The sequence below is a fragment of the Streptomyces sp. CHD11 genome, from assembly GCF_018638295.1.
Taxonomy (GTDB): Bacteria; Actinomycetota; Actinomycetes; order Streptomycetales; family Streptomycetaceae; genus Streptomyces.
This window is the reverse complement of record NZ_JABTTS010000003.1, coordinates 432,659-442,568: the sequence shown is the minus strand read 5'-3', so window position 1 is coordinate 442,568 and position 9,910 is coordinate 432,659. Positions and strand designations below refer to the sequence as shown.

General features: G+C 74.1%; 10 protein-coding genes. 6 read left to right on the top strand and 4 right to left on the bottom strand.

Features of this window, described 5'->3' with window-relative positions; genetic code table 11:
- Window positions 1–239: 239 nt before the first annotated feature.
- Window positions 240–803 carry an NAD(P)H-dependent oxidoreductase gene (locus HTV45_RS05580; RefSeq protein ID WP_215204455.1) on the bottom strand — a complete coding sequence of 188 codons (564 nt, stop codon included), beginning with the start codon at window positions 801–803 and terminating at the stop codon, window positions 240–242.
- Window positions 804–921: 118 nt separating this feature from the next.
- Between HTV45_RS05580 and HTV45_RS05575 the strand changes: the two genes are divergently transcribed.
- The 3 genes from HTV45_RS05575 (at window position 922) to HTV45_RS05565 (ending at window position 4,516) form a co-directional block, all read left to right on the top strand.
- A complete protein-coding gene (locus tag HTV45_RS05575; RefSeq protein ID WP_215204454.1) occupies window positions 922–1,584 on the top strand; it encodes a TetR/AcrR family transcriptional regulator in 663 nt (220 codons plus the stop codon).
- 328 nt (window positions 1,585–1,912) lie between these two features.
- Window positions 1,913–2,950, top strand: a complete 1,038-nt coding sequence (locus tag HTV45_RS05570; protein ID WP_215204453.1) for a LacI family DNA-binding transcriptional regulator — start codon at window positions 1,913–1,915, stop codon at window positions 2,948–2,950.
- A 132-nt stretch (window positions 2,951–3,082) separates the two neighbouring features.
- Entirely contained in the window at window positions 3,083–4,516 is a 1,434-nt protein-coding gene (locus tag HTV45_RS05565; RefSeq protein ID WP_215204452.1) for an aldehyde dehydrogenase family protein, read from the top strand.
- Between the two features lie 50 nt (window positions 4,517–4,566).
- Here the strand turns inward: HTV45_RS05565 and trxA are convergent, their stop codons facing one another.
- Window positions 4,567–4,962, bottom strand: coding sequence for a thioredoxin (gene trxA / locus HTV45_RS05560; RefSeq protein WP_215204451.1), 396 nt, complete (start codon window positions 4,960–4,962; stop codon window positions 4,567–4,569).
- A 119-nt stretch (window positions 4,963–5,081) separates the two neighbouring features.
- Here trxA and HTV45_RS05555 point away from each other — a divergent pair, with 119 nt between their 5' ends.
- Window positions 5,082–6,527: an NAD(P)/FAD-dependent oxidoreductase gene (locus tag HTV45_RS05555; protein WP_215204450.1), complete on the top strand. Its 1,446-nt coding sequence runs from the start codon at window positions 5,082–5,084 to the stop codon at window positions 6,525–6,527.
- A gap of 336 nt (window positions 6,528–6,863) precedes the next feature.
- Here the strand turns inward: HTV45_RS05555 and HTV45_RS05550 are convergent, their stop codons facing one another.
- The gene (locus HTV45_RS05550; RefSeq protein WP_215204449.1) at window positions 6,864–7,508 is read right to left on the bottom strand and encodes a peptide deformylase; all 645 of its coding nucleotides are present in this window, start codon (window positions 7,506–7,508) and stop codon (window positions 6,864–6,866) included.
- Between the two features lie 129 nt (window positions 7,509–7,637).
- On the opposite strand from HTV45_RS05550, the gene HTV45_RS05545 reads away from it, so the two are divergent.
- Entirely contained in the window at window positions 7,638–9,047 is a 1,410-nt protein-coding gene (locus tag HTV45_RS05545) for a PepSY domain-containing protein (RefSeq protein WP_215204448.1), read from the top strand.
- Window positions 9,048–9,108: 61 nt separating this feature from the next.
- Here the strand turns inward: HTV45_RS05545 and HTV45_RS05540 are convergent, their stop codons facing one another.
- Window positions 9,109–9,465: a tetratricopeptide repeat protein gene (locus HTV45_RS05540; RefSeq protein WP_215204447.1), complete on the bottom strand. Its 357-nt coding sequence runs from the start codon at window positions 9,463–9,465 to the stop codon at window positions 9,109–9,111.
- 124 nt (window positions 9,466–9,589) lie between these two features.
- On the opposite strand from HTV45_RS05540, the gene HTV45_RS05535 reads away from it, so the two are divergent.
- On the top strand, window positions 9,590–9,877 hold the full coding sequence (locus HTV45_RS05535) for a hypothetical protein (RefSeq protein ID WP_215204446.1): 288 nt from the start codon (window positions 9,590–9,592) through the stop codon (window positions 9,875–9,877).
- Window positions 9,878–9,910: the final 33 nt, after the last annotated feature.

Sequence of the window (9,910 nt, the reverse complement as noted above, 5' to 3'; positions counted from 1 at the left end):
CGCCGGTGCCCGTGAGTACCGGCGCCGGCGCGAAGAGCGCCGAGGGCGGGCCGGAGCGGCGTGGGTCCGAGGCGGGGCCGGGACGAGTCGGTCCCCGGCGGACAGGCCGGGAGGCCCGCGGCGGTGCGGAGGGGCTGCGACCCACTGCACGGGCCCGGCTCCCGAGCAGGGGCCGCGCACGGCCGCGCCCCGAAACCGCCGGGACCCGGAAGTGCGCGCTCCTGCCGCCGCGGGACGCGTCAGGCGGCCGTCGGCCGGCCGGCGAGGTCGTGCAGGCGGTCGAGGACCTCGGTCAGATGGGCGGCGACCTCGGCGTCGTCGGCCGGGTGGGTGTCGGCGAAGCGGGTCACCGAGCCGGGGATGGACAGCTTGATGTCCTCGACCACCTGGCCGCCGGCGATCCCCACGGCCTTGCGCGCCTCGTCCTGCGCCCAGACACCGCCGTACTGGCCGAAGGCCGTGCCGACGACGACGACCGGCTTGCCGCCGATCGCGCCGGCGCCGAACGGGCGGGACAGCCAGTCGATGGCGTTCTTCAGGACGGCCGGGATCGTGCCGTTGTACTCGGGCGTGAAGAACAGCAGCGCGTCGGCGCCGGCGGCGGCTTCGCGCAGCTTGGCGGCGGCGTCCGGGACACTGCTCTCGACGTCGATGTCCTCGTTGTAGAAGGGGATCTCCGCCAGTCCTTCGTAGAGCGCGACGTCGGCGCCCGCGGGAGCGAGCTTGACCGCGGTCTCGGCGAGCTGGCGGTTGTGCGAGCCGGCGCGAAGGCTGCCGACGAGGGCGAGGATGCGAACAGACATGGACATACTCCTGGGGCTTCAAGACGAAGGCTGTAATCGGACCTGGGTCCGCTTCGCAGTTGTAGCAGGCTAACCGGACCGCGGTCCAATTTCTTCCCCGATGCTTTACGCTGGGTTCATGTCCGCCGCGACGCCGCACGTTCCGATGCCGCAGGAGCCCGTCCAGCAGCAGGAGTTGCTCCAGCTCGGTCCCGACGCCGACGAGCCCTGCCTGCGCGCCGACGCCGCGCGCAACCGCGCCCGGCTCCTGGAGGCGGCAGCGCTGCTCGTGGCCGAGCGCGGAGCGGACGGCGTCACCATGGAGGAGGTGGCGGCGGCCGCCCGCGTGGGCAAGGGGACCGTCTTCCGCCGCTTCGGCGACCGCACGGGCCTGCTCACGGCCCTTCTCGACCACTCCGAGAAGAAGTTCCAGGCCGCCTTTCTCAGCGGCCCCCCGCCGCTCGGCCCGGGGGCGCCCCCGGTCGAGCGGCTGCGGGCGTTCGGCCTCACGATGCTCCGCCGCATCACCGACGAACTGGAACTGCAGCTCGCCGCCGAAGCGGACGCGGGGCGCCGCTTCACCGTCGCCCCCCGCCGTGTCCTGCGCCATCACGTCACCCTGCTGCTGCGCGAGGCGCTTCCCGAAGCGGACTGCGAACTTCTGGCCCACACGCTGATGGCCCAGCTCGACCCCGCTCTGGTCCACCATCTGGTCCGCCAGTGCGGCATGCCGCCCGAGCGGCTGGAAGCCGCGTGGACGGACCTGGTCGGCCGGATCACGGGGACCGCGAACACCGGCTGAAGGCGCCGGCGCGGTGACCTCCGGCCGGTGCTGCCGGTCTTCCCGGCGGGAGTCAAATCCGGTGCTCCAGCCCTCCCGGCCGGTAGCCCGGCCTTCGACCAGATGCCGGGGGCGGTCCCGGTGTGGCTCCGCGCGGCCCCGGCCGGTGGTCCGGTCCCCGGTGGGAGGCGGGTCCGCCGTCCGGCTCCCCTGGTGGGAGTCCGGTCGGTGGCCCGGGTTTGGCGGCCTGATGCCGGGCGGTCGCGAGGTGGGCCGCAGACCCCGGTTCGCGGTCCCAACTCACCCGGTCGACAGCCCCGTTACCGCTTCTGCAAGGATGCGGTACGTCATGGTGCAGATAACGAACCCGCCCGCGCCCGTGCCCCCCGCACCGTCGCGCCCGGTACCCACGAGCGCCGATGTGGCCCGCCTGGCCGGCGTCTCGCGCGCGACCGTCTCCTACGTGCTGAACAACGCCGGCGCCGTCCGGATCAGCGAACCCACCCGGCGCCGTGTCCGCGAGGCCGCCAGGGAACTCGGGTACGTGCCGCACGCCGCGGCCCGCAGCCTGCGCGCCGGGCACAGCCGTATGGTGCTGATGCCCGCGCCCGCCTTCCCCGTCGGCCCGCTCTACAGCCAGTTCATCGACGAGCTCCAGAGCGCCCTCGGCCGTCTCGACTACACGGTCGTGCAGTACGGCACCGCCGGCCTGCACGACGACGAGGCCGCCCGTGCCTGGGCGGAACTGCGGCCCGTGGCGGTACTGGTCCCCGGCTCCGGCCTCGGCCCGCGCGGCGTGGAGGTGCTCAAGCGCTCCGGCGCGCGGGCCGTCGTCACCCTCGGTCCCGAGTCCGTCGAGGGCGCGCACGCCCTGCTCGTTGACCACGACGTGGTCGGCCACAGCGCGGGCGCACACCTCCTCGGGCGCGGCTACCGCCGGATCGGCGTCATCGTGCCGCGGGAGCCGGGCCTGGAGACGTTCTCCGCGCCCCGCCTGGCCGGGGTGCGCGCCGCCCTGCGCGGCACCGGCGCCACGGTCACCGAGCTGCCGCTCGCCCACGACGAGGGGGCCGCCGCCCGGCTCGCCGCGCGCTGGCGCGAGCTCGGCCTCGACGCGGTGTTCACCTACAACGACGAGTACGCGATGCTGCTGATGCGCGCGCTCCAGGACGAGGGCGTCCGCATCCCCGAGGAGGCCGCCGTGATCGGCGCCGACAACCTCATGCTCGGCCGGCTGCTGCGGCCCCGGCTGAGCACCGTCCACCTCGAACTGCCGGCCGGCCGCGAACTGGCCGGACTGGTCGACCGGGCGGTGCGCGACCCGGCCGCGGCACCCGAGGCGCACCAGGTGCTGGGCGCGTCGGTGGTGCGGCGCGAGACGACCTGACACCGTGGGAGACAGCGGGCCGGCGAAGCGGGTGCGGTCTTCGGGTACCCGGGCACCGGCACGTACGATGTTGCGCGCTCAACCAACCTGGGTCCGCGGACGGAGGTCCGCGCCCGCGATCGGAGAGCCCCCATGACGTTGCTCGACCGCACCGACCGGCACTCCCGCCCGCTCACGGGCCCCGAGTACACCGTCACCGAGCCGGCCACGGGTGAGGCCCTCGGCAGCGTCACCCTCGCCACCCCCGAGGACGTCGAGGCCGCCGCGCAGGCCGCGCGCGCCGCGCAGACCGCCTGGGCGAAGGCCCCGCACTTCGTCCGCGCCGGAGTGCTCCGCAAGGCGGGTGACCTGTTCACCGCCCACGCCGAGCTACGGGAGTGGCTCGTCCGGGAGGCCGGCAGCATCCCCGGCAAGGCCGACTTCGAACTCCATGTCGCCGCCCAGGAGTGCTACGAGGCCGCCGCCCTCGCCTCCCGCCCGGCGGGCCAGGTGCTGCCCACCGAGGAGCCCCGGCTGTCCTACACCCGCCGGGTGCCGGTAGGCGTGGTGGGAGTGATCGCCCCGTTCAACGCGCCGCTGATCCTCTCCATCCGCTCCGTCGCCCCCGCCCTGGCACTGGGCAACGCGGTGGTCCTCAAACCCGACCCGCGCACCGCGGTCTGCGGCGGACTGGCGCTCGCGGCGGTGTTCGCCGAGGCGGGGCTGCCCGAAGGAGTACTGCACGTCCTGCCCGGCGGACCGGAGGCGGGAGAGGCCCTGGTCGCCGACCCGCACATCCCCGTCATCTCCTTCACCGGCTCCACCGCCGCGGGCCGCGCCGTCGGAGAGGCCGCGGGCCGCCATCTGAAGCGGGCACACCTCGAACTGGGCGGAAACTCAGCGCTCATCGTGCTCGAGGACGCCGATCTCGACGCGGTGATCTCCACGGCCGCCTGGGGATCGTTCTTCCACCAGGGCCAGATCTGCATGACGGCCGGTCGGCACCTGGTCCACGCGTCGCTGTACGACGAGTACGTCGACCGGCTGGCCGCCAGGGCCGAGTCCCTCGCCGTCGGCGACCCGCACCGCGAACAGGTCCACCTGGGCCCGCTCATCGACCGTACCCAGCTCGGAAAGGTCCACGGCCTGGTCGAGGCCAGCACGGCCTCAGGCGCCAAGCTCGCCGCCGGCGGCACCCACGACCGGCTCTTCTACCGGCCCACGGTCCTCACCGACGCGGACGACCTCACTCCCGCCTACACGGAGGAGGTCTTCGGTCCCGTGGCTCCGGTACGGTCCTTCACCACCCCCGACGAGGCCGTCGCCCTGGCCACCGCGAGCCCCTACGGGCTCTCCCTCGGCATCGTCACGGCGGACCCGGTCCGCGGCCTGGAGCTCTCGGACCGCATCCCGACGGGCATCGTCCACATCAACGACCAGACCGTGAACGACGAGGCCGTCGCCCCGTTCGGCGGGGTCGCCGCGTCGGGCACCGGCTCCCGCGTCGGCGGCGACGCCAACCTCGAGGCCTTCACCGACCTGCGCTGGACCACGGTGCGCGCGGACGTGGCACGGTACCCGTTCTGACACGTTCCGCGGCGTTGTGGGGTCGGCGGGCGCGGCCGCGGATCACCGGGTCAGGCACCGGCGTCCGGCGCCTCACCCTGCTGTGCCTGCTGCTCGGCGATCTGCTTGCGCACATCGTCCATGTCCAGCTTGCGGGCCTGTCCGATGACATCCGTCAGCGCGGCCTCGGGCAGGGCACCCGGCTGGGCGAACACGGCCACCTGGTCCCGCACGATCATCAGGGTCGGGATCGACTGGATGCCGAAGGCCGCCGCCAGTTCCGGCTGCGCCTCGGTGTCCACCTTGCCGAACACCAGGTCGGGATTGTCCCCCGCGGCCTTCTCGTACACCGGCGCGAACTGACGGCACGGACCGCACCAGGCCGCCCAGAAGTCGATCAGCACGAACTCGTTGTCCGTGACCATCTGGTCGAAGTTCTCCTTGGTGAGCTCCACGGTGCTGCTCATGACGTGATTCCCTCTTCCTGCTGTGGGGGCGGGTTCCGGGCACAACAAGGCCGGCCGGTCGGCTATTCCGCGCCCCTACCCATGTGGCCGGCGCGCACACCACCCATCAGACTGACACCATGACGGAAACGCGATCGACGCAACCGGAAGCAACCGCCTACGACGTCGTGGTGCTCGGAGCCGGGCCCGTGGGCGAGAACGTCGCAGACCGCACCCGCGCCGCCGGGCTGAGTACCGCGGTCGTGGAGAGCGAGCTGGTCGGCGGTGAGTGCACCTACTGGGCGTGCTCGCCCAGCAAGGCTCTGCTGCGCCCGGTCATCACCCGGGCCGACGCCCGCCGCACCCCCGGCCTGAAGCAGGCGGTCCAGGGCCCCCTCGACACCGCCGCCGTACTCGCCCACCGCGACGAGTACGCCTCCCACTGGAAGGACGACGGCCAGGTCCAGTGGCTGGCGGGCACCGGGGCCGACCTGTACCGCGGCCACGGGCGGCTCTCCGGCCCGCGCAGCGTCACCGTCACCGGCTCCGACGGACAGGAGCACGTCCTCACCGCCCGGCACGCCGTCGCCGTCTGCACCGGCAGCCGGGCCAGGCTGCCGGAGCTCCCCGGACTCGCCGAGGCCGGTCCGTGGACCAGCCGTGAGGCCACCAGTGCCCAGTCGGTGCCGGGCCGGCTGATCGTGGTCGGCGGCGGGGTCGTCGCCACCGAGATGGCCTGTGCCTGGCAGGCACTCGGCTCACGGGTCACCGTCCTCGTCCGCGGCGGGGGTCTGCTCGACCGCATGGAGCCCTTCGCCGGGGAGATGGTCGCCGAAGCCCTCACCGAGGCCGGCGCACAGATCCGCACCGGCACGTCCGTCGCATCCGTGAGCAGGGAGAACGGCACCGTCCGCGTCGTCACCGAGGGCGGTGACACGATCGAGGCCGACGAGGTCCTCTTCGCCACCGGACGCACCCCGCGCACCGACGACATCGGCCTGGAGACGATCGGACTGGAGCCCGGCTCCTGGCTCACCGTCGACGACAGTCTGCGGGTCACCGGTCACGACTGGCTGTACGCCGTCGGGGACGCCAACCACCGTGCCCTCCTCACCCACCAGGGCAAGTACCAGGCCCGGATCGCGGGAGCCGCCATCGCCACCCGGGCGGCGGGCGAGCCGGTGCGGGCGGAGGACTGGGGCGCGCACGCCGCCACCGCAGACCACGCCGCCGTGCCCCAGGTCGTCTTCGCGGACCCGGAGGCGGCCGCCGTCGGCCTCTCCCTGGCCGAGGCCGAACAGGCGGGCCACCGCGTCCGCGCGGTCGACGTCGACCTGTCCAGCGTCGCCGGCGCCGGCCTCTACGCCGACGGTTACCGGGGCCGCGCCCGCATGGTCGTCGACCTCGAGGACGAGATCCTGCGCGGCCTCACCCTCGTCGGCCCCGGCGTCGGCGAAGTCATCCACTCGGCGACCGTCGCGGTGGCCGCGCAGGTCCCGATCAGCCGGCTGTGGCACGCGGTCCCGTCGTACCCGACGATCAGCGAGGTATGGCTGCGCCTGCTGGAGGCGTACCGGGACGCCTGAACCGTCCACCGGGACGGCGTCCGCGCCCGGCCGACGTCCCGGCGCCACCCCGAGTTCCTGCCCGCAGGGACGGGCCTGCGACATGAGCCGCCTGACCTCGGGCGTCTTCGCGATGACGCGCTCGGCGTCCGTGTCAGTGATCTTCCGCGGGACGCCGGGCCCCGGCTCGTCGTACGGCCCGTCCGGTCCGCGTTCGGCGGAGCGCCGCCGCCGGGCGCGGGCCGTGCCCGGAGTGACGCGCAGCCGGCGCGCCACCTCCATGGCCGAGTGGCCCCGGCGCGCTCCAGCACGATCCGCGCTCGTACCGGACCGACGACAGATCCCCGCCTTGGGTCGCTAGGGCAGTTCGAAGCCCAGCGCCCGCGCCGCCCGTTCCGGCGTCGGCTGGGCCCAGTACTCCGCCGCCGCCTGATGGGTGGAGAGTGAGCGGGGCTCGGCCCGGTCGAGGTACAGCGTGCCGTCGAGATGGTCCGTCTCGTGCTGGACGATCCGGGCGGGCCAGCCCGTGAACACCTCGTCCAGCGCCCGCCCGTGCTCGTCCCGCCCGGTCAGCCGCACCTGCGCGGCCCGCGCCACCACCGCCTGATACCCCGGCACGCTCAGGCACCCCTCGAAGAACGCGGCCCGCCCGGTGCCGACCGGCTCGTACGCCGGATTGACCAGCACCCGGAACGGCTGCGGGACCCGCCCACGCACCCGGCGCACCTCGTCCGGAACCGGCGCCGGATCCTCGATCACCGCGATCCGCAACCTTACCCCGACCTGCGGCGCGGCCAGTCCGACACCCGGCGCCGCGTGCATGGTGATGCGCAGCGCCTCGACGAAGCGGGCCAGCAGCGCGGGGCCCAACTGGCCGTCGTACGGCTCACTGCCGCCGCGCAGCACCGGATCACCGGCCGCGACGATGGGCAACGGCCCCTCCACGGCCAGGAGCTGCTCGAGCCACTCGGCCAGGGGTGCGCGATTGTCCGGAATCTCCATGCCGTCAGGATCGCACGCCCTGCGCTTGTGCCGTAGATCACACAGTCCTCCCGGGAACTCGACGCCCCGCCGCCCCGACTACTGCACCGCCATGCCCGCCGATCAGACGTCCCCGGGAGAACCCCACCGATGACCACCGCTCCCTCGACCGCCACGGACGAGGCCCCCCAACCCCCCGCCCCAGCACCCGCGAAGAGCGCGTGGGCGTCCCTGCGCCCCCTCGTGCTGCGCCTGCACTTCTACGCGGGCGTGGTGGTGGCGCCGTTCCTCCTCGTCGCCGCTCTCACCGGTCTGCTGTACGCCGCCTCCTTCCAGGCGGAGAAGATCGTCTACGGCCATGAGCTGACCGTCCCCGTCGGTGAGCGCGAGCTCCCCCTCTCCGACCAGGTCGCCGCCGCCCGCGAGGCCCACCCCGACGGCACGATCGCCGCCGTACGCCCCTCCGCCGAGGCCAATGCCACCACCAGGGTGATGCTGTCCGGCATACCGGGCGTGGACCCCGCCCACACCCTCGCGGTGTTCGTCGACCCCTATACCGGAGAGGTGCGCGGCGAGCTGGAACAGTACGGTTCCTCGGGCGCGTTGCCGCTGCGTACCTGGATCGACGAGTTCCACCGCGACCTCCGCCTCGGTGAGACCGGCCGCCTGTACAGCGAGTTCGCGGCCAGCTGGCTGTGGGTCATCGCGGCCGGCGGACTCGTGCTCTGGTTCTCCCGGCGCCGTGCCCTGCGCAAGGTGCGCGGCACCGGCGGACGGCGACGCACACTGGGCCTGCACGGCGGCGTGGGCGCCTGGGCGGCGGTCGGCTTCCTCTTCCTCTCGGCGACCGGCCTCACCTGGTCCACCTACGCGGGCGCGAGCATCGGTGAACTGCGCACGTCGCTCGGGCAGGAGACCCCCGCGGTGTCGGCCGAGGCGGGCGGTGAACACGCGGGTCACGGCACGGCCGGCGGTGCCTCCGGCGACGCGGCACAGGGAGTGGGCCTGGACAGGGTGCTCGCGGCGGCACGGGCCGAGGGCCTGGGCGACCCGGTGGAGATCAGGCCGCCCGCCGGCGAGAACTCCGCGTACGTCGTCCAGCAGGTCCAGCGCAGCTGGCCCGTGAAGCAGGACTCGGCCGCCGTCGACCCCGCCACCGGCGAGGTCACCGACGTCCTGCGGTTCGCCGACCACCCGGTCCTCGCCAAGCTCACCCGCTGGGGCATCGACCTGCACACCGGCAGCCTGTTCGGCCTGCCCAACCAGATCGTGCTGATGGTCCTCGCCCTCTCCCTGATCCTGCTGATCCTCTGGGGCTACCGCATGTGGTGGCAGCGGGGCCGCGGTTCCGCCTTCGGCCGGCCGATCCCACGGGGAGCCTGGCAGCACGTGCCGCCGTACGTCCTCGTCCCCCTGCTGGCGCTGATCGCCGTACTGGGCTACTTCCTGCCGCTGTTCGGCATTCCGCTGGCGGCGTTCCTGGCCGTCGACATCGTCCTCGGGGAGATCGCCCACCGGCGGGGGCGCCGGACGTCCGCGGACGGCACGGCGGTGCGATGACGCGAACCCGCCGTGCGGGTGCCCGGCTCCCGGCGCGGGAGCCGGGCACCCGTGGGACGGTCTACTCCTCGCCGAACCCGCCGGCCTCGCCGCCCAGCGCCGCGGCGATCCGCAGATGCGGCCGGGCCTCGTCCTCGCGTCCCTGCCGCTGGAGAGTGCGCCCGAGCATCAGCCGGGCGTAGTGCTCCACCGGGTCACGCTCGACGATGACCTGCAACTCAGCCTCTGCCCGCCGCAGTTGGGCCGAGTGGTAGTAGGCGCGCGCCAGCAGCAGCCGCGGTCCGGTCTGCTCCGGCACCTCCTCGACCAGAGTGCCCAGAACGCGTGCGGCGGCGGTGTAGTCCCTGGCGCCGAAGAACATCCCGGCGCGCTCCCAGCGCTCGGCCGGGGTTCCGTGGTCGTAGTACATGGTGTCCACGCGTGACCTCCTTCGCGGCCGACAACGGACCCGGACGGCCTGGTATTCCGCAACCCCGCACCGCCGGCCGCGGCGGCCGGTCCCGCCTCTGTTCCCTCCGGTCACGAGCGGGGAGGGGCGCTGGATGGACGCAGGCGTGCGCTCCACGGCCAACGCGGACCTGCCGGCCGGCTGCCGCCGGGGCGTGGCCCTGGCCCCGGTCCCCAAGGGCCCCGGCGCGAGCCCGGGCGTCGTCGGTCAGATCGCTTCCCTGACGGCGGACGGCAGCCGCGCCGTCGTCCTGGTGCCCGGCCGGGAAGCCCGCCGGCCTTCGGCCGCAACCCCCTGGACGCCTCCCGCGTCCCGGGAGCGGCACGGGCGGTCGTGCGGCAGGCGGCCGGGTACGCCGGTCCGGTCCGTCCGGCACGGCTGAGCCCTGGCCGCGCGGCGGCCGTCACGGGTCACG

Excerpts from the sequence above, each read along its gene's own strand:
- HTV45_RS05545 (WP_215204448.1), top strand. The coding sequence starts at position 7,638 with ATGACCACCGCTCCCTCGACCGCCACGGACGAGGCCCCCCAACCCCCC.
- trxA (WP_215204451.1), bottom strand. The coding sequence starts at position 4,962 with ATGAGCAGCACCGTGGAGCTCACCAAGGAGAACTTCGACCAGATGGTC.
- HTV45_RS05575 (WP_215204454.1), top strand. The coding sequence starts at position 922 with ATGTCCGCCGCGACGCCGCACGTTCCGATGCCGCAGGAGCCCGTCCAG.
- HTV45_RS05550 (WP_215204449.1), bottom strand. The coding sequence starts at position 7,508 with ATGGAGATTCCGGACAATCGCGCACCCCTGGCCGAGTGGCTCGAGCAG.
- HTV45_RS05565 (WP_215204452.1), top strand. The coding sequence starts at position 3,083 with ATGACGTTGCTCGACCGCACCGACCGGCACTCCCGCCCGCTCACGGGC.
- HTV45_RS05570 (WP_215204453.1), top strand. The coding sequence starts at position 1,913 with ATGGTGCAGATAACGAACCCGCCCGCGCCCGTGCCCCCCGCACCGTCG.
- HTV45_RS05535 (WP_215204446.1), top strand. The coding sequence starts at position 9,590 with ATGGACGCAGGCGTGCGCTCCACGGCCAACGCGGACCTGCCGGCCGGC.
- HTV45_RS05580 (WP_215204455.1), bottom strand. The coding sequence starts at position 803 with ATGTCTGTTCGCATCCTCGCCCTCGTCGGCAGCCTTCGCGCCGGCTCG.
- HTV45_RS05555 (WP_215204450.1), top strand. The coding sequence starts at position 5,082 with ATGACGGAAACGCGATCGACGCAACCGGAAGCAACCGCCTACGACGTC.